This window comes from Plasticicumulans lactativorans (assembly GCF_004341245.1).
Classification (GTDB): domain Bacteria; phylum Pseudomonadota; class Gammaproteobacteria; order Competibacterales; family Competibacteraceae; genus Plasticicumulans_A; species Plasticicumulans_A lactativorans.
Window position 1 is genome coordinate 22,480 of the sequence record NZ_SLWY01000015.1, and the last position, 16,934, is coordinate 39,413.

The window sequence follows — 16,934 nt, forward strand, 5'->3', positions numbered from 1 at the left end:
GACCCCATCGACGGCGCAGCCGTCGGCGCCCCCCGGCGGCGGGAGCGCCGACGACCGCCTCAGACGTGGTCGAGTTCGACGCGTGTCATGTGCGCGGCCTCGTCCTTCGACAGGTGGCGCACGATCAGGCGGAAGAACAGCGGGATGAAGAAGGTCGCGATGAAGGTCGCGGCGAGCATGCCGCCGATCACGCCGGTGCCGATCGAGTGCCGGCTGGCCGCACCGGCGCCGGTCGAGAAGGCGAGCGGCACCACGCCGAGCACGAAGGCGAGCGAGGTCATGATGATCGGGCGAAAGCGCAGGCGCGCGGCCTCGATCGCCGCCTCCATCAGCGGCTTGCCCTCCTGCACCTTGAGCACCGCGAACTCGACGATCAGGATCGCGTTCTTCGCCGCCAGGCCGATCAGCGTGACCAGGCCGATCTGGAAGTACACGTCGTTGGCGAGCCCGCGCGCCCACACCGCCAGCAGCGCGCCGAACAGCGCGAACGGCACCGCGAGCACGACGGCGAACGGCAGCGTCCAGCGCTCGTAGAGCGCGGCGAGGATCAGGAACACCATCACCAGGCCGAAGCCGAACACCGCGTAGGAGGTGCCGCCCGACACGCGCTCCTGGTAGGCCGAGGCGGTCCAGGCGAGCGCGTAGTCCTCGCCCAGCACCTGCGCGGCGATCTCCTCCATCGCGGCGATCGCCTGCCCCGAGCTGTAGCCGGGCGCCGGGCCGCCCACCACCTTGGCCGACGGGAACACGTTGTAGCGCTCGACCACCTCGGCGCCCACGGTCTGCTCGATCGTCACCAGCGCGGTCAGCGGGATCATCTCGCCGCGCGCGGAGCGCACGAACACGTTGCGCAGGTCGTCGGGCCGGGCGCGGAACTCGGCCTCGGACTGCAGCTGCACCTTGAAGGTGCGGCCGAGCTTGTTGAAGTCGTTGACGTAGAGCGAGCCGAAGGTGGCCTGCATGGTGTCGAACACCTGGCTGACCGGCACGCCGAGGGTGCGTGCCTTCTCGCGGTCGAGGCGCACGTTGATCTGCGGCACCGAGGCGTTGAACACGGTCTGCACGCCGGCGAGCTCGGGGCGCTGGTGCGCCGCGGCGACCAGCTTGCCGACCTCGCCGGCGAGCGCCTGGCTGCCGGCGCCGCCGCGGCTCTGCACGTAGGCCTCGAAGCCGCCGGTGGTGGACATGCCCGAGATCGGCGGCGGGTTGAACGCCAGCACCAGCGCGTCGCGGATCGCCGCGGTCTGCATGAACATCTGCCCGACCAGCGACTGCGCGTCCTGCCCCGGCGCGCGGCGCTCCTCCCAGGGCTTCAGCGTCAGGAAGGCGGCGGCGTAGAACGAGCTGTTGGAGAACGACAGCAGGTCGAGCCCCGACAGGCTGATGATGTTCTCGATCGCCGGGTTGGCCAGCGCGATGGCGTCGATGCGGTCGCTGACCGCGACGGTGCGCTCGACCGAGGCCGCCGGCGGCAGGATCGCCATCGTCATGATGTAGCCCTGGTCCTCGTCGGGCACCAGGCTGCCGGGCACGCGGCTGAACAGCCCCCAGCAGGCGACGAGCATCGCCACGAACAGCCCCACGCCGAGCAGCGCGCGCCTGAGGAAGAAGCGCACGCCGGCGGCGTAGCCGGCGGTGCAGTGCTCGAAGAAGCGGTTGAAGCCGCGGAAGAAGGCGTTCGGCTCGTGGTGGCCGGGCTTCAGCAGCGTCGCGCACAGCGCCGGCGTCAGGGTGAGCGCGACCAGCCCCGACAGCACCACCGACACCGCGATGGTGATCGCGAACTGCTTGTACATCTGCCCGGCGAGGCCGCCGGCGAAGCCCACCGGCACGAACACCGCGCACAGCACCAGCACGATCGCGATCACCGGCCCGCTGACCTCCTCCATCGCCTTCAGCGTGGCCGCGCGCGGGCCCAGGCCCTCGGTGCGCATGATGCGTTCGACGTTCTCGAGCACGACGATGGCGTCGTCGACGACGATGCCGATCGCCAGCACCATGCCGAACAGCGTCAGCGTGTTGACCGAGAAGCCGAGCAGGTACATGCCGGCGAAGGTGCCGATCAGGCTCACCGGCACCGCGAGGAAGGGGATGATGGTCGCGCGCGCGCTCTGCAGGAACAGGTACACCACCAGGAACACCAGCCCCATCGCCTCGGCCAGCGTCTTCGCCACCTCGCGGATCGACACCTCGACGAACTTGGTGGTGTCGTAGGGCAGCGTGTACTGCAGCCCGGCCGGGAAGCGCTTGGCGAGCGCCGCCATGCGCTCGCTGACCGCGGTGGCGGTGGCCAGCGCGTTGGCGCCGGGGGCGAGAAAGATGCCGATGGCGACGGTCTCGTGGCCGTTGCGCTTGGAGACGATACCGTAGTCGGCGGCGCCGAGTTCCACCCGCGCGACGTCGCCGAGGCGCAGCACCGAGCCGTCGGCATCGGCGCGCAGGATGATCGCGGCGAACTCCTCGGGTTCGACCAGGCGCCCCTGCGTGGTCACCGTGTAGGTGAACTCCTGCGCCTCGTGCATCGGTGCCTGGCCGAACTTGCCGGCGGCGAACTGCGAGTTCTGCTCGCGGATCGCCGCGGCGACGTCGGCCGGGGTGAGGCCGAACTGCGCCAGGCGGTCGGGGCGCAGCCAGACGCGCATCGAGTAGTCGCGCGCACCGAAGATCTGCGCGTTGCCGACGCCGGGGATGCGGCGCAGTTCGTCGAGCACGTTGACCAGCGCGTAGTTGCTGATGAACACCGTGTCATAGCGCGCGTCGGCCGAGTCGAGCATGACGATCTGCAGGAAGTTCGCGCTGTTCTTGACGACGTTGACGCCCCAGCGGCGCACCTCCTCGGGCAGTTGCGGCAGCGCCGACTGCACCCGGTTGTTGACGTTGATCGTCGCCTGGTCGGGGTCGGTGCCGATGGCGAAGGTGACGGCGATCGACAGCGAGCCCGCCGAGGCGCTGGAGCCGATGTAGAGCATGTTGTCGACACCGTTGACCGCCTGTTCGAGCGGCGCGGCGACCGTCTGCGAGATCACCTCGGCGCTGGCGCCGGGGTAGTACGCGGTGATCTGCACGCTCGGCGGGACGATGTCGGGGTACTGCGCGACCGGCAGCGCGCGCATCGCCGCGAGCCCCGCGATCACGACCACGATGCTGATGACGCTGGCGAAGATCGGCCGGTGGATGAAGAAGCGCGAGATCATCGTCGGTCCCTCAGCCCTGCGCCGGCGCGGCGGGCGCACCCGGCGCCTGGGGTTCGACCACGCGCACCGGTACTCCCGGGGCGAGCTTCAGCAGGTTGTCGAGCACCACCTGCTCGCCGCCGCTGAGGCCGCTCTCGACCACCCAGTCCCTGCCGATCGCCGCGCCGACCTCGATCGGGCGGATCTCGACCTTGCCCTCGGCACCGATCAGCCACACGAACTTGCCGCTCGGCGCCTGCATCACCGCGCGCTGCGGCACCAGCAGCGCGGCCTTGCGCACCACGCCCTTGAGGCGCAGGCGCACGAACTGCCCCGGCATCAGCACCGCGTCGGGGTTGGGGAACTCGGCGCGCGCGCGCACCGTGCCGGTCGCGGTGTCGATGGTGGCGTCGGTGAAGCTCACCAGCCCCTGGCGCGGGTAGAGGCTGCCGTCGCCGAGCACCACCTCGGCCGGCAGACCCTGCCCCGGCGGCAGCACCACCTTGCCGGCGGCGACCGCCTTGCGCAGCGCCAGCGCCTCGTTGTCGGCGTAGGCGAAGTTGACGTACACCGGGTCGACCTGGGTGATGCGCGTGAGCAGGCCCGAGACGTCGCCGGGGCGCAGCAGGCTGCCCTCGGAGCGTGCCTCCTGGCTGGTGATGCCGCCGATCGGCGCGGTCACGCGGGTGTAGCCGAGGTTGATCTCGGCCGAGCGCAGCGCCGCCCTGGCGGCCTTCACCGCCGCCTGCGCCTTGTCGCGCTCGGCCAGCGCATCGTCACGGTCGCGCTGGCTCACCGCCTTCTCGACGAACAGCGGCTGCAGGCGCTTGAACTCCTTCTCCGCCTGCGCGAAACGCGCCTCCTGCTCGGCGAGCTCGCCGCGGGCACGTTCGAGCTCGGCCTGGAACGGCGCCGGATCGATCAGGAACAGCGTGTCGCCGGCCTTGACCACGTGGCCCTCGACGTAGGTGCGCTTCTGCAGGATGCCCTCGACCCGCGCGCGCACGTCGATGTGGCGCGAACCGGCGACCTGCGCGACGTATTCGAGCGGCAGTTCGACGTCGCGCGCCTCGACCACCAGGCGCGCGACCTCGGGCGGCGGCATCGCGCCCATCGCCGACTGGGCCGGGCGATCGCAGGCGGTGGACAGCCACGCCGCCGCGATCACCAGGGCGGCGGCGGCGAGCGGGCGGGCGGGCAACGGCGGGCGGGAGGCAGGCGGCATGGCGGGATTCCTTGCGTGAGCGGCGGCAGGCCGGCGGAAGGGCCGGCATGCGCTGCGCCGGCCTCGGGACACGGCAATTTACATACATACATGAATGTAAGTAAACCCGCTGCTAGACTCGTCGGCGCCGCGCAACGAACTCCCGGAGACCGCATGGCCAGGCGTACCAAGGCCGAAGCCGAACAGACCCGCAGCCTGATCCTCGACACCGCCGAGCGCGTGTTCGCCGCCAAGGGTGTGTCGCGCACCACGCTCGCCGACATCGCCCAGGCCGCCGGCCTCACCCGCGGCGCGATCTACTGGCACTTCGACAACAAGGTCGACCTGCTCGAAGCCCTGCAGGCACGCGTGCTGCTGCCGCTGGAGGAGGAGTTCGCGCGCCTCGCCGAGGCCGACGACCCGCTCGAAGGCCTGCGCCAGCGCTGCGTGCAGGACCTGGTCGAACTCGCCGGCAACGACCAGAAGCGCCGCGTGCTCGACGTGATGCTGCACAAGTGCGAGTACGTCGACGACATCGGCGGGCTGTGCACCCGCGTCGACAGCCACTGCGAGCGCCTGATGCAGCAGCTCACCCGGGTGCTCGAACACGCCGCCGCGCGCGGCCAGCTCGCCATCGGCCTCGCCCCCGACACCCTCGCGCGGGTGCTGCACGGCTTCATGCTCGGCATCATCAGCGACTGGCTGTTCAACCCCGCCCGCTACGACCTCGCCGCCGAAGCCGAGCGGCTCACCAGCACGCTGTTCCACGGCTGGCGCGGCATGCCGTCCGCCTGAGCCGCGCCTCAGGCGGTGCGCGCGCCGGCGCCGGGCACCGGCGCGAGGACCACGCGGTCACGGCCGTCGCGCTTGGCCTGGTAGAGCGCGGCGTCGGCGCGGCCGAGCAGGCGGTCGGGATCGGCATCGACGCTGCCCGGCAGCAGGCAGGCGATGCCGAAGCTCGCGGTGAGGCGCAGCGTCGGGCACTCGACGAAGCGTTGCGCGGCGACCGCCTCGCGCAGGCGCTCGGCGATCGCCTGCGCATCGGCACCCTCGCAGTGCGGCAGCACCAGCGCGAACTCCTCGCCGCCGTAACGCGCCGCGAGGTCGCCGGTGCGCAGCCCGCTGGCCAGGGCCTGCGCCACCCGCTTCAGCGCCAGGTCGCCGATCGGGTGGCCGTGGACGTCGTTGACCGCCTTGAAGTAGTCGAGGTCGACCATCACCACGCACAGCGGGAAGCGGTAGCGGCGGGCGTCGGCGAACAGCACCTGCAGGCGCGAGATGAAGCTGCGGTGGTTGAGCAGGTCGGTGAGGCCGTCGTAGGCGGCGAGGCGCGTGAGCTGCACGTTCTTCGCCTCGAGCTCGCGGGTGGCGGCCTCGGCACGCTCGACCGCCTCGCGCAGCGCCTGGGTGCGTTCGTCGACCTGCTGCGCGAGCGAGCGCGCCTGATCCTCGAGGAAGCGGCTGGCACGCTCCTCGGCCAGGCGCTTCTCGCGCTTGAGCCGGGTGATGCGTTGCGCCAGCCCGAGCGACAGCAGCAGCACCTCCAGGCAGGCGCCGCCCTGCACCAGGTGCTCGCCGAAGCTGCCGGGCAGCGGGCGGCCACCGTAGGCCAGCGTGCTCAGGCCGGCGCTGGCGAAGAAGGTCGCCCAGCCGAGCACGAAGTAGAGCGCCGGGCCGTCACCACGCCGCCAGCGCCACCAGCCGAGCGGCAGGTTGAGCCCGAGCACCACGAAGCCGAGCACGGTCGCCGCCTGCCGCGCCACGGAATCATCGTCGTAGCCCCCCCACAGCGCGAGCGCCAGGCCGGCGGCGACGACCAGCACCCACAGCCGGTCGAGCAGCGGCAGCAGTTCGCGCAGGTTCAGGAACTGGCGCGAGAACTGCGCCGCCGCGGCGACGCAGGCGCCGGTGAGCAGCAGGGGCGCGTGGCGCGCGAGCCACGGCGAATCCGGCCACAGGTACTGGAAGGCGAGCCCGTCGAGCGACAGCTGCAGCGTGCCCCACAGCAGCAGGTAGAGCACGAACGACAGGTAGCCGCCCTCGCCGAGGAACAGGTAGATCGCGAAGTTGTACAGCAGCGTGGCGAGCAGCACGCCGTAGAACACGCCGATCAGCAGCGCGTCGAGCTGCGTGGCCTCGAGCAGCGCATCGGGCTGCCACAGCACCAGCGGCACCTCGACGAGGTCGACGCCCTCCACGTACAGGTACACCGTGCGCGGCGCACCGGCGTGGGCGTCGAGCCGGAACAGCACGTGGCGCAGCGCCAGCTCGCGCTGCTCGAAGGGGTACAGGTAGCCCGCGCGGCGCACTTCGAAGCCCCCGCCGGGCTGCGGCAGGTACAGGCGCAGGCGGTCGATGAACGGGTTGGCCACTTCCAGCAGGCGCGGGCCGTCGGCCGCCGGCAGCGTGATGCGCAGCCAGAACGGCCCGGCGATGCGCGTCGCCGCGGCGGCGAGCGACACGTAGCGCCCGGCGAGCGCCGGGGAACTCGCCTCGGTGATGTCGTACGGCGGCGAACCGTCGGCGAGGTAGGCGAGCACGTCGCCCTGCAGCACCTGCCGGCCCGACGCGCCGCGCTCGGCCGCCGCGGCGGGCAACGCGAACAGCAGGACGAGCGCGCACAGCAGCCAGTATCGCAGCGCCGCGGCGCTCCTGCCGCTGCCGCGCCCGCCGCTCAAACGCCGTCCTCGAAGCGGTAGGCGAGCGCGCCGAGCAGCGCCGGCTGCGGGTGCAGGATCACCCGGGTCGGGATCGCGGCCAGGTAGTCGGCGAAGCGCCCCTTGGCCTCGAAGCGCGTGCGAAACGCGCTCGTACCGAGGTAGCCGGCGATGCGGGCGGCGATGCCGCCCCCCAGGTACACGCCACCGCGGGCGCCGAGGGTGAGCGCGAGGTTGCCGGCGGCAGCGCCGAGCGCCGCGGCGAAGATGCGCAGCGCCTCGGCGCAGCGCCGGCAACTGCCGTCGAGCGCCCGCGCGCTGACGTCGGCCGGGAACAGCGCCTCGGACTCGCTGCGCTCCAGGCGGCACAGCGCCTGGTAGAGGCTGACCAGCCCCGGTCCCGACAGCACCCGCTCCAGCGACACGTGGCCGAAGCGGTCGCGCAGCAGGCGGGCGATCTCGAGTTCGCGCCGATCGACCGGGGCGAAGGTCGCATGCCCGCCCTCCCCGCCGAGCGCCACCCAGCCGCCGGCGTGCGCGACGAGCCCGGCCATGCCGAGCCCGGTGCCGATGGCGATCACCGCGCGCGGCGCCTCGCCCGCCTGCGCGCCGTCGCCGACCGCGCGCAGTTCGTCGGGGCCGAGGCGCGGCAGCGCCAGCGCCATCGCCTGCGCGTCGTTGAGGAAGGCGAACCGCGTCACCCCGAGCACCTCGCGCAGGCTGTCGCCGCTCAGGCTCCACGGATGATTGGTGAGCCGCACCTGCGTGCCGAGGACGGGGCTCGCCACCGCGAACACCGCTTCGGAGAACGCCGCCACCGCACCGAGCCGCGCCCGGTAGGCGGCGACCGCCGCCAGCGGGTCGCCGAACTCGCTGCAGCGCAGCGCCAGCGTCCGTGCCAGCCCGCCGCCTTCGCCGACGCAGGCGAAGCGCGCGAAGGTGGCACCGATGTCCGCGACCAGACGCATCACACCCTTCCGTCAACCGACGCCGTGGCCGCCCGGCGGCCCGGCGCATGCACTCTGTTGTGTAGGCTCATCGCGACCCCGTCGGTGGCTGCGAGGGGCCGTACTTTAACATTGCCGCCGCACGCGGCCGCGCTGCCGCGCCTCGTCAGGGCACGAGCCAGCCACCGACCGCCTGGCGCGGACGCGGGTCGCCGGGCGCCGCGACCCAGGCCGCCAGCGCCTGTCGCGCCGCGGCCTGTGCCGTGCCGGGCAGGGCGAGCGTGGCGCGCCAGTCCTCGCCGTCGGCCTGCAGCGCCACGCGGGTCCAGCCCAGCACGACGAAATCGTGGCGCAGGCGCCGCCCGGCGTTCTCGCCGGCGCCCACCGCGCTCTCCAGCCCGAACCCCAGGCGCACCAGGTTGAGTTCGAGCGCCGGCGCCGCAACCGCCGGCACGAAGCGCGCGTCGACCCGCTCGCCGCGCCGCTCCAGGCGCAGCACGCCGGCCGCGGATGCGGCATCGGGCAGCGGCACGCGCGCAGCACGCCAGCCGCGCCATTCGCGCCCGTCGAGCACCACCCCCGGCGTGTAGGCGAGCGGCAGCACGCCGGCGGCGACGTGCGCGTGCTGGCGCGCGGCGTAGCCGGTGGCGGCGAAGCGGTCGGGCCAGCCGAGCGAATCCCAGTAGTCGACGTGGAAGGCCACCGGCACCAGTTGCTGCCACAGGCGCGGGTCGTCGAGCAGCGACGACAGCCAGCGGTCGGCCGGCGGACAGCTGCTGCAGCCTTCCGAGGTGTAGAGTTCGAGCAGCGCGGCGCGGGCGACCGGGCTCACGTAGGTTTCGGCCAGCGCCGGCGCGGCGAGACCGGCACCGAGCAGGGCGGCGAACAGCAGGGCGCAACGCGACATCGGCCTCTCCCGCGCCGGCACGGCGGCGGCGCTGCCGACGCTACGGCCGCGAGCGCCGCCCGGATGCACCGCCATGCCGACCACCCGCGAGGCCAGCCCATGCCCATCCCCGCCGATCGCCCCTACGCCCCGGCCTGCGACGAGAACCGCGACGCGATCCTCGCCGTGCTGGCGCGCCACTGGAGCGCCCCCGGCACGGTGCTGGAAATCGGCGCCGGCACCGGGCAGCACGCGCTGTACTTCGCCACGCGCCTGCGCCACCTGCGCTGGCAGGCGACCGACGTCGCGGCGCGCCTGCCCGGCATCGCGCAATGGCTCGCCGACGCCCCGCCACCCACCCTGCCGGCGCCGCTCGCGCTCGACGTCACCCAGGCCACCTGGCCGCTCGCGCGGGCCGACTACGCGTTCTCGGCGAACACCGCCCACATCCTCGGCTGGCCGCAGCTCGCGGCGCTCTTCGACGGCCTCGGCCGGGTGCTGGCCGACGGCGGCACCTTCTGCCTCTACGGTCCGTTCGCCCGCGACGGCCGCCACACCGCACCGAGCAACGCGCGCTTCGACGCCGCGCTGCGCCGCCAGGACCCGGCGATGGGCGTGCGCGACACCGTCGACCTCGCCCGCGTCGCCGCGGCGGCCGGGCTCGACCTCGACACCGTCGAGCCGATGCCGCGCGACAACCTGGTGCTGGTCTGGCGGCGCCGGGCCGCGGTCTGAGCAGGCTGCGCGCTCAGGCGAAGCGCGAGAAGTCGGGCTTGCGCTTCTCGGCGAAGGCGGCGAAGGCCTCCCGCGCCTCGGGCGAACCCAGGCGGGCGACGAATTCGCGCCCCTCCTCGACCAGCGCCGCCTGCACGGCCGCGGCATCGCGCTGCTTCAGCAGCGCCTTGGTCAGGCGCACCGCGGCCGCCGGCCGCTCGGCCAGCGTCTGCGCCCGCTCCAGCGCGGTGATCAGCACCCTCTCGCGCGGCAGCACGGCGTTGATCAGCCCGGCCTCGAACGCCTGCTCGGCGTCGAAAGGCTCGCCGAGCAGCAGCCACTCGGCGGCGCGCGGGTAGCCGACCAGGCGTGGCAGCAGCAGGCTCGACGCCGCTTCGGGGCACAGGCCGAGGTTGACGAACGGCATCTGGAAGCGGGCGTCCTCGGCGGCGTAGATCAGTTCGCAGTGCAGCAGCAGCGTGGTGCCGACGCCGACGGCGACGCCGTTGACGGCGGCGACCACCGGCTTGCGGCAGGCGGCGAGCGTCGCCAGGAAGCGGAACACCGGGCTGTCGGGGCCGGTGGGGGGGTGGGTGACGAAGTCGGTGAGGTCGTTGCCGGCGGTGAAGCAGTCGTCGGTGCCGGCAATCAGCAGCACGCGCACCTCGGGGTCGTCGTCGAGGCGCGCGATCAGCGTGGCGAGCGCGGCGTACATCGCGGCGGTGAGCGCGTTCTTGCGCTCCGGACGGCGGATGAAGACGAGCGCGACGCTGCCCTCGCGCTCGCATTCGATGTGGCTGCTCATGGGACGCTCCTCGCTCGGATGGTGACCCTACACTAGCGACCCGACCGCCCCGAGACAAAGCCGCCATGTCGCTCGCGCGAGGCCTGCTGCGCGCCTTCCACGCCACCACCTACACCGCGACGGCCGCCACCGGCGAGCGCTTCGCGCTGCGCATCGGGCGGCGCCACCCGGCGCTCGATGCCTGGCTCGCCGCGCGGGGGCAGGCGGCCTGGGCCTACGTCAGCGCCTGCAACCCCGGCGCACGCTCGCTCGCGCCACCGCTCAACGTGCGCCGGCACGCTGCGCTGCTGGCGGAACTGCGCGAGCGCCTGCCCGACGGCAACGTGCTCGACGGCTTCGGCGTGCCCGACGGCCCCGACTGGGCGGCGGAACCGAGCGTGCTGGTCGCCGGCCTGCCGCTCGCCGAAGCGCGGGCGCTGGCGCGCCGCCACGGGCAGCTTGCGCTCGTCCACGGTCGCACCGGCGGACGCGCCCGGCTGCTCGACAGCGGCCTGCCACAGCCATGAACGAGGCCGGCGACCGTCACCAGAACCGCAGCGCGAAGACCAGGAGCGCGATTCCCCCTGCCAGCACCAGCCCGCCGATGGACATGAATGACGGCGGCGTCGTCGGCTGGACGCCGGCACGCAGCATCGCGAGCCCCGTGAACCCCAGGCTCGCGCCGCAGGACAGGCACAGCAGCACCAGCAACGCATTCCATAATTCCATGATGCATCTCCGGTCCGCGCAGTCACCGGCTGCGCGCACGAACGGCCCCTGCGAGGGTTGTTCCTCCTCCCGCGGACGTGCTTTGCGTCCGCCCCCGAAACTGCCGGCACATCATGCGCACCGTGCACTGAATTGTTTAGATGTGACAATTGGCGCCGTCAAGCTGGCAAGGATTCTGCTTGATGGCGCGCCGCCGACGCCGCTACGGGACAGTCGCCGCAGATCCCGGAACCCCGGCGCGACGCAACGACGTGCCGACGCCCGGGCGGACGCCGACGGCGGCGTCGCCCGCGCCCGCAGAGAGGCCGGGGGAGAGAGGAAAGACAGTGAGGTCTGCGGAAGGGGGCGCCGACCTCGGCCGAGGCCGGCGTGGGGCGGGCGCTGCGGCGGTTGTGCTAGAGGATCTCGCCCAGGTGTTCGCGCTGCTGCAGCTCGACCTCGAACTGCTGCAGTTCGGGGCCGAGCGCATCGCGGGCGGACACCATGCCGAGGGGCCTGCCGTCCTCGACCACCGGCACGTGGCGGAAGCCGCTCTCGTACATCATGTGCAGCGCATGGCCGAGCGGCTTGTCGGGGCCGATGGTGTGCGGGTTCGGCGTCATCACCTCGGCGAGCACCGTGGCCTGTCCGTCGCGCCCCTCGGCGAGCACGCGGAACAGCGCGTCACGCTCGGTGAAGATGCCGATCAGGCACCCCGCCTCGGTGATCATCACCGCGCCGACGCGGTTCTGTTTCATCAGGCGGGCGGCCTCGCTCACCGTGATCTGCGGCGACGCGGTGACGATCTTCTGCTGCTCGACGATGGAGCGGATCAGGCGCAGGTGCATGGCGGTCTCCTGGTGAAACGGTGTACCGAGGACGCCGCGTGCGCATGCGCACGCGGCGATGGAACGTGCGGCCGGCGGCCGCAGCGCGCCGCCCGTACCGGGCGACGCGGAGCAAACTCTGCGCCACGCGACGCGCGCCTCAGTCGTCGACGACGCGCTTCCAGCCGATCAGATGGGGGTCGAGCAGCCAGTACTCCGCGCCGTGCCGCACCCATGCGATCTGCCGCGCATAGCCATCCGCCCAGCGGGCATTCCGGTAGTTCTGCTCGGCGACGGCGACCGTGCCGGCTGCGGCGTCGACCGCCACGACCACGGCGACGTGCCCGGTGTTCAGGTACTCGCGGCCGTAGATCAGCAGGTCGCCGACGCGCGGCGGCTCGGGCGCCCCGTTCAGCTGGGCCGCCAGCGGCAGCACCCGCCCGTCGCCGACGCGGGTCACGCTGTCGACCTTGAGCCACAGGTCGGCGGCGACGTCGACGTCGCCGAACACCACGCCACGGCGCTCCAGCAGCCAGCGGCGCGCGTACTCGACGCACTGCCAGCGGATCCCCGTGTAGGTGCCGTCGACGCGGTTCGGCACCGGCACGAAGCAGCGTGCGCTGCAGTTCGAGTAGGCCGCCACCCCGCCGGACGCCGTGCCGAGCGGCACGCCGAACGGCTCGACGCAGGCGGCCGTGCAGCGCTCCGGGAGTACCGCCGTCGCCGGCCCCTCGGCCCGCGCCAATCCCGCCGCCGCGAGCAGGACGAGCCACAGGGCGAGCCAGGCGATCGCCCCGCCATTTCCTGCACCTTTCTGGTGCAACAGCATGGTGCGCCCTCCCCGATCCGGTGCTAATCGATCACCGCTCGGTACCGCAGGGCGCCGTTCACCCCCGCGCCGGTACCAGCCGCGCTACGGCAAGTCTAGGCTTGCAGACACGACCGCACGAGGTCGCCGCAACGGAGGCCCCATGGCCGGTTTCCGCTTTCCCGGGCCGCTCGGCAGCTACCTGACGCCGCTGTCCGATGCCGGCACGCTGTGCCGCACCCTCGCCCCCGCGCCCGGGCCGCTCGGCGGCTTCAGCCCGGTGCCGCCGCTGCGCACGGCCAAGCAGTGCTACGCCTCGCCGTACCTGCTGCGGCCCATCCGCCTGGACCGTGCGGCGTTCATCCGCCAGTTCGAGGCCGAGCAGCCGCGGCCGTTCGGCACCCTCGACGAGGAGCAGCGCGGCGGGCTCAACCAGGTCCTCGACTTCATCGAAACCGACGCCGAGCTGCTCGACGTGCGCCACGTCGCCTACCTGCTCGCCACGCTGATGCACGAGTCGCGCAAGGCACCGAAATGGAAGCTGCGCTGGCAGCCCGAGCACGAATCGGGCTACGCCAACCAGCCCTACGGCAAGCCGGTCGAGATCACCGACTGGGCCGGCCGGCCGCTCGGCCCCGACTACAAGGTGGCGCAGGGGCCGCTCGACAAGCAGGGCAAACGCCAGCCGCCGCCGGCCTCGGCGAAGGCGGCCCCGCAGGTGTTCTACGGCCGCGGCTACGTGCAGCTCACCTGGCAGGACAACTACCGCGCGATGGACGAGGCGCTCGGCCTGCGCGGCGCGCTGCACCTGAACCCCGACCTCGCGGCCGACGCCGACGACCCGGGCATCGCCTACCGGATCATGTCGTACGGCATGCGCATGGGCTCGTTCCGCGGCTCGGGGCGCAAACACGTGCAGGGCGCGGGCTTCGTCGGCGGCCACCGGCTCGCCGACTACATCGCCGGCGAGCGCTGCGACTACTACAACGCGCGCAACATCATCAACGGCGGCCATGACAAGGCGACCGAGATCGCCGACTACGCCGCCAGGCTCGAACGCATCCTGCAGTGCTCGCGCCTCGAATGAACGCCGCGCTGCGACGGCTGCTGATCGCTGCGCTGCTCGCGCTGGCACCGCTGCTCGCGCGCGGCGGCGGCGAGGCCGAGCCGGCGTTCGGCGACGCCGGCATCGCCAGCTACGCCACCGGGCCGAGCGGCGGCGAGGCGCTCGGCCTGGAGCCCGACGGGCGCATCGTCGTCGCCGGCCTGATCGGCAACGTCGGCGGGCTGCTGCGGCTGTTGCCCGACGGCCGCCCCGATCCGGCCTTCGGCGCCGGCGGCGTGGTGCGCGCCGAGGGCCGGCGCGACTGGCCGGACGTGTTCACCGACCTCGCCCGCGACGGCGAGGGCCGCTGGCTCGCGCTCGGCGTGCGCTACGCGCCGGACCCGCCGAGCCTGGTGCTGGTGCGGCTGACCGCTGCCGGCACACTCGACCGCAGCTTCGGCGACGGCGGCCTGCGCGTGCTGCGCGGCGCCTTCGCCAGCACGCTGGGCCGCCCGCGCCTCGCCCTCGACCCGGTGCGCGGGCCGGTGCTCACGCTCGGCGGCGGGCGCGACGGCCACTTCGGCGTGCTCGCCCTCGATCCGCAGGGCCGGCCGCGCAGCGGCTTCGGCGAGCGCGGCAGCGTGGAGATCGCGCGCTGGAAGGGCTGGAGCAACGCGCTCGCGCTGAACGCCGCCGGCCAGGTGTTCGCGGCCGGCGCCATCGAGGGCAGCGACCGGGTATGGGACTTCCTGCTCGCGGCCTTCGGCACCGACGGCCTGCCGATCGGCTTCGGGCCGCTCGGCAGCACGCCGGGCGACTACGCCGGGCGCGAGGCGAAGGCGGTGCGGGTGCAGGCCGACGGCAGCGTGCTGATCGCCGGCAGCAGTGACGACCGCCCCTTCCTCGCCCGCTTCGATCGCGACGCCCGCCCCGACCCGCGCTTCGGCGACCGCGGCAGCGTGCGCTACCCGGACGCCGCAGGCTTCGGCGACGCCGCCTTCACCGCGCTCGCGGTCGCGCCCGACGGGCGCCTCGTCGCCGCCGGCGAAGTGCGCGCGGGGGCCGGGCGCGACTTCGTGATCGTGCGCTTCCTGCCCGACGGGCGGCCCGACCCGGCCTTCGGCGAACAGGGCGTGGTGCGCCTCAGGCCCGGTACGCGCAACGGCGGTGCGCGCGACCTCGCCGTGCTGCCCGACGGCGGCGTGCTGGTCACCGGCCGCGTCGACGACCGCCTGGTGGTGCTGCGCCGCCGCCCCTGAGCGCATCGGCACCACGCCCGCCGGCGCGATCGCCCATAATCCCCGGTAAACCGCCCAAGGGGAGAAGCGCGATGCTCGAAGTCGGGGCCACCCGCACGGTCACGATCCACGCCGACCGCTACTGGAACGACACCACGGTGAACCTGATCGCCGGCCTGACGTATTCGATGTACGCCGTCGGCACCTGGAGCGACTGGTTCATCGAGTGCGACGCCGACGGCTACCGCGACGACGACCTGCTGCATCGCAGCACCCAGGCGTTGCGCCGCGCGCCGGTGGAGCCCTGGTTCGCGCTGATGGGAGCGATCGGCCTGTCGCCGCTGACCTACTTCCGCATCGGCCGGGAGCTGCCGGCCTACGTGGCGCCGGCGAGCGGGCGCTTCTTCTGCTTCGCCAACGACCTGCCGTGGATGTACTGGAACAACCGCGGCGAGCTCGAACTCACCATCACCCGCATCGCCTGAGGAGGCCTCGCCATGGGCGTGATCGGATTCCTGCTGATCGGCCTGATCGCCGGCTGGCTCGCCGGGCAGTTCACCAAGGGCAGCGGCTTCGGGGCGCTGGGCAATCTGGTGATCGGCGTGATGGGGGCACTGCTCGGCGGCTTCCTGATCGAACTGCTGGGCTTTCGCGCGGTCGGCACGCTGGCCTCGCTGATCACCGCCACGCTCGGCGCGGTGGCTTTCCTGTTCCTGCTCGGCTGGCTCAAGCGGCGGGGGTGACGCGTGCTCGTCGAGTTCTTCTTCACGCTGCGCCACGCCGGCGTCCCGGTCGGCATCACCGAGTTCCTGACCCTGCTCGAAGGGCTGCGGCAGCGCGTCGCCGGCTACTCGGTGGACGACTTCTACTGGTTCGCACGGCTCGCGCTGGTCAAGGACGAACGCCACTACGACCGCTTCGATCGCGCCTTCGGCGAGTTCTTCAAGGGCATCGAGGCACTGTTCCCGGACTGGCACGAGCAGTTGCCGGAGGACTGGCTGCGCGCGCTCGCCACGCGGGTGCTGAGCGACGAGGAGCGCGCGCAGCTCGAAAGGCTCGGCTGGGACAAGCTGATGGAGACGCTGCGCGAGCGGCTCGCCGAGCAGAAGGGGCGCCACGCGGGCGGCAACAAGTGGATCGGCACCGGCGGCACCTCGCCGTTCGGCAACGCCGGCGAACACCCGGAGGGCGTGCGCATCGGCGGCCGCTCGCGCACGCGCAGCGCGGTCAAGGTGTGGGAGGCGCGCGAGTACCGCAATTTCGACGACGGCATCGAGCTCGGCACCCGCAACATCAAGGTCGCGCTGCGCAAGCTGCGCGAGTTCGCGCGCACCGGCGCCCCCGATGAACTCGACCTCGACGACACCATCGGCGCCACCGCCCGCAACGCCGGCTGGCTCGACCTCAAGCTGGTGCCGGAGCGCCACAACGCGGTCAAGGTGCTGCTGTTCCTCGACGTCGGCGGCTCGATGGACGACCACGTGCGCATCTGCGAGGAGCTCTTCAGCGCCTGCCGCAGCGAGTTCAAGCACCTGGAGCACGTCTACTTCCACAACTGCGTGTACGAGAGCGTGTGGCGCGACAACCGCCGCCGCCACCAGCAGCGCGTGCCCACGCTCGAACTGATCCGCACCTACGGGCGCGACTACCGGCTGATCTTCGTCGGCGACGCCACGATGAGCCCCTACGAGCTCACCCAGCACGGCGGCAGCGTCGAGCACGTCAACGAGGAGTCGGGCGTGGTCTGGCTGCGCCGCCTCACCGAGGCGTGGCCGCGCGCGATCTGGCTCAATCCGCAGCCCGAGGAGAGCTGGGAGTACTACACCTCGGTGCGCATGGTGCGCGGCGTGCTCGGCGGGCGCATGTTCCCGCTGACGCTCGACGGCCTCGAGCGCGGCATCCGCGTGCTGCGCAATCCGGCGACCGCGGTCACCCCGTGACGC

17 protein-coding genes are annotated in these 16,934 nt (G+C 72.8%); 8 read left to right on the top strand and 9 right to left on the bottom strand.

What is annotated here, in order from left to right:
- Positions 1–59: 59 nt before the first annotated feature.
- Together EV699_RS13980 and EV699_RS13985 are read right to left on the bottom strand one after the other, a co-directional pair.
- The gene (locus EV699_RS13980; protein WP_165904145.1) at positions 60–3,194 is read right to left on the bottom strand and encodes an efflux RND transporter permease subunit; all 3,135 of its coding nucleotides are present in this window, start codon (positions 3,192–3,194) and stop codon (positions 60–62) included.
- Positions 3,195–3,204: 10 nt separating this feature from the next.
- On the bottom strand, positions 3,205–4,398 hold the full coding sequence (locus EV699_RS13985; protein ID WP_132543782.1) for an efflux RND transporter periplasmic adaptor subunit: 1,194 nt from the start codon (positions 4,396–4,398) through the stop codon (positions 3,205–3,207).
- A 153-nt stretch (positions 4,399–4,551) separates the two neighbouring features.
- Between EV699_RS13985 and EV699_RS13990 the strand changes: the two genes are divergently transcribed.
- Entirely contained in the window at positions 4,552–5,172 is a 621-nt protein-coding gene (locus EV699_RS13990) for a TetR family transcriptional regulator (RefSeq protein WP_165904146.1), read from the top strand.
- 8 nt (positions 5,173–5,180) lie between these two features.
- Here the strand turns inward: EV699_RS13990 and EV699_RS13995 are convergent, their stop codons facing one another.
- The 3 genes from EV699_RS13995 to EV699_RS14005 form a co-directional block, all read right to left on the bottom strand.
- Complete coding sequence (locus EV699_RS13995) at positions 5,181–7,055, bottom strand: diguanylate cyclase (RefSeq protein ID WP_132543786.1); 1,875 nt, start codon at positions 7,053–7,055, stop codon at positions 5,181–5,183.
- Positions 7,052–8,002 (bottom strand): glucokinase, encoded by a 951-nt coding sequence (gene glk, locus EV699_RS14000; RefSeq protein WP_132543788.1) that lies wholly within the window; start codon positions 8,000–8,002, stop codon positions 7,052–7,054. The genes EV699_RS13995 and glk overlap by 4 nt, the downstream gene beginning before the upstream one ends.
- Before the next feature lie 145 nt (positions 8,003–8,147).
- Complete coding sequence (locus EV699_RS14005; protein WP_165904147.1) at positions 8,148–8,888, bottom strand: DUF1223 domain-containing protein; 741 nt, start codon at positions 8,886–8,888, stop codon at positions 8,148–8,150.
- 105 nt (positions 8,889–8,993) lie between these two features.
- On the opposite strand from EV699_RS14005, the gene EV699_RS14010 reads away from it, so the two are divergent.
- Entirely contained in the window at positions 8,994–9,602 is a 609-nt protein-coding gene (locus tag EV699_RS14010) for a DUF938 domain-containing protein (protein ID WP_132544019.1), read from the top strand.
- Positions 9,603–9,615: 13 nt separating this feature from the next.
- Here the strand turns inward: EV699_RS14010 and EV699_RS14015 are convergent, their stop codons facing one another.
- A complete protein-coding gene (locus tag EV699_RS14015) occupies positions 9,616–10,386 on the bottom strand; it encodes an enoyl-CoA hydratase-related protein (protein ID WP_132543792.1) in 771 nt (256 codons plus the stop codon).
- Between the two features lie 65 nt (positions 10,387–10,451).
- On the opposite strand from EV699_RS14015, the gene EV699_RS14020 reads away from it, so the two are divergent.
- Positions 10,452–10,892, top strand: a complete 441-nt coding sequence (locus EV699_RS14020) for a DUF3293 domain-containing protein (RefSeq protein ID WP_132543794.1) — start codon at positions 10,452–10,454, stop codon at positions 10,890–10,892.
- Positions 10,893–10,908: 16 nt separating this feature from the next.
- Here EV699_RS14020 and EV699_RS14025 read toward each other — a convergent pair whose 3' ends face one another.
- The 3 genes from EV699_RS14025 to EV699_RS14035 all read right to left on the bottom strand — a co-directional run bounded on the left by EV699_RS14025 (position 10,909) and on the right by EV699_RS14035 (position 12,729).
- Positions 10,909–11,094: a hypothetical protein gene (locus tag EV699_RS14025; protein ID WP_132543796.1), complete on the bottom strand. Its 186-nt coding sequence runs from the start codon at positions 11,092–11,094 to the stop codon at positions 10,909–10,911.
- 395 nt (positions 11,095–11,489) lie between these two features.
- Positions 11,490–11,921, bottom strand: a complete 432-nt coding sequence (locus EV699_RS14030) for a CBS domain-containing protein (protein WP_132543798.1) — start codon at positions 11,919–11,921, stop codon at positions 11,490–11,492.
- A 139-nt stretch (positions 11,922–12,060) separates the two neighbouring features.
- Positions 12,061–12,729, bottom strand: a complete 669-nt coding sequence (locus EV699_RS14035; RefSeq protein WP_132543800.1) for a CHAP domain-containing protein — start codon at positions 12,727–12,729, stop codon at positions 12,061–12,063.
- A gap of 142 nt (positions 12,730–12,871) precedes the next feature.
- Between EV699_RS14035 and EV699_RS14040 the strand changes: the two genes are divergently transcribed.
- The 5 genes from EV699_RS14040 (at position 12,872) to EV699_RS14060 (ending at position 16,931) form a co-directional block, all read left to right on the top strand.
- On the top strand, positions 12,872–13,795 hold the full coding sequence (locus tag EV699_RS14040; RefSeq protein WP_165904148.1) for a glycoside hydrolase family 19 protein: 924 nt from the start codon (positions 12,872–12,874) through the stop codon (positions 13,793–13,795).
- Positions 13,792–15,012, top strand: coding sequence for a hypothetical protein (locus tag EV699_RS14045; protein WP_132543804.1), 1,221 nt, complete (start codon positions 13,792–13,794; stop codon positions 15,010–15,012). Before EV699_RS14040 ends, EV699_RS14045 begins: the two co-directional genes overlap by 4 nt.
- Before the next feature lie 71 nt (positions 15,013–15,083).
- Positions 15,084–15,476 (top strand): hypothetical protein, encoded by a 393-nt coding sequence (locus EV699_RS14050; RefSeq protein WP_132543806.1) that lies wholly within the window; start codon positions 15,084–15,086, stop codon positions 15,474–15,476.
- A 12-nt stretch (positions 15,477–15,488) separates the two neighbouring features.
- Positions 15,489–15,734 (top strand): GlsB/YeaQ/YmgE family stress response membrane protein, encoded by a 246-nt coding sequence (locus EV699_RS14055; protein ID WP_132543837.1) that lies wholly within the window; start codon positions 15,489–15,491, stop codon positions 15,732–15,734.
- Positions 15,735–15,737: 3 nt separating this feature from the next.
- Positions 15,738–16,931 carry a vWA domain-containing protein gene (locus tag EV699_RS14060; RefSeq protein WP_132543839.1) on the top strand — a complete coding sequence of 398 codons (1,194 nt, stop codon included), beginning with the start codon at positions 15,738–15,740 and terminating at the stop codon, positions 16,929–16,931.
- Positions 16,932–16,934 lie beyond the last annotated feature (3 nt).

Bases quoted from the DNA above. Each gene is read 5' to 3' on its own strand.
- EV699_RS13980 (WP_165904145.1), bottom strand. From the start codon at position 3,194: ATGATCTCGCGCTTCTTCATCCACCGGCCGATCTTCGCCAGCGTCATC.
- EV699_RS13985 (WP_132543782.1), bottom strand. From the start codon at position 4,398: ATGCCGCCTGCCTCCCGCCCGCCGTTGCCCGCCCGCCCGCTCGCCGCC.
- EV699_RS13990 (WP_165904146.1), top strand. From the start codon at position 4,552: ATGGCCAGGCGTACCAAGGCCGAAGCCGAACAGACCCGCAGCCTGATC.
- glk (WP_132543788.1), bottom strand. From the start codon at position 8,002: ATGCGTCTGGTCGCGGACATCGGTGCCACCTTCGCGCGCTTCGCCTGC.
- EV699_RS14005 (WP_165904147.1), bottom strand. From the start codon at position 8,888: ATGTCGCGTTGCGCCCTGCTGTTCGCCGCCCTGCTCGGTGCCGGTCTC.
- EV699_RS14015 (WP_132543792.1), bottom strand. From the start codon at position 10,386: ATGAGCAGCCACATCGAATGCGAGCGCGAGGGCAGCGTCGCGCTCGTC.
- EV699_RS14020 (WP_132543794.1), top strand. From the start codon at position 10,452: ATGTCGCTCGCGCGAGGCCTGCTGCGCGCCTTCCACGCCACCACCTAC.
- EV699_RS14025 (WP_132543796.1), bottom strand. From the start codon at position 11,094: ATGGAATTATGGAATGCGTTGCTGGTGCTGCTGTGCCTGTCCTGCGGC.
- EV699_RS14030 (WP_132543798.1), bottom strand. From the start codon at position 11,921: ATGCACCTGCGCCTGATCCGCTCCATCGTCGAGCAGCAGAAGATCGTC.
- EV699_RS14035 (WP_132543800.1), bottom strand. From the start codon at position 12,729: ATGCTGTTGCACCAGAAAGGTGCAGGAAATGGCGGGGCGATCGCCTGG.
- EV699_RS14040 (WP_165904148.1), top strand. From the start codon at position 12,872: ATGGCCGGTTTCCGCTTTCCCGGGCCGCTCGGCAGCTACCTGACGCCG.
- EV699_RS14045 (WP_132543804.1), top strand. From the start codon at position 13,792: ATGAACGCCGCGCTGCGACGGCTGCTGATCGCTGCGCTGCTCGCGCTG.
- EV699_RS14050 (WP_132543806.1), top strand. From the start codon at position 15,084: ATGCTCGAAGTCGGGGCCACCCGCACGGTCACGATCCACGCCGACCGC.
- EV699_RS14055 (WP_132543837.1), top strand. From the start codon at position 15,489: ATGGGCGTGATCGGATTCCTGCTGATCGGCCTGATCGCCGGCTGGCTC.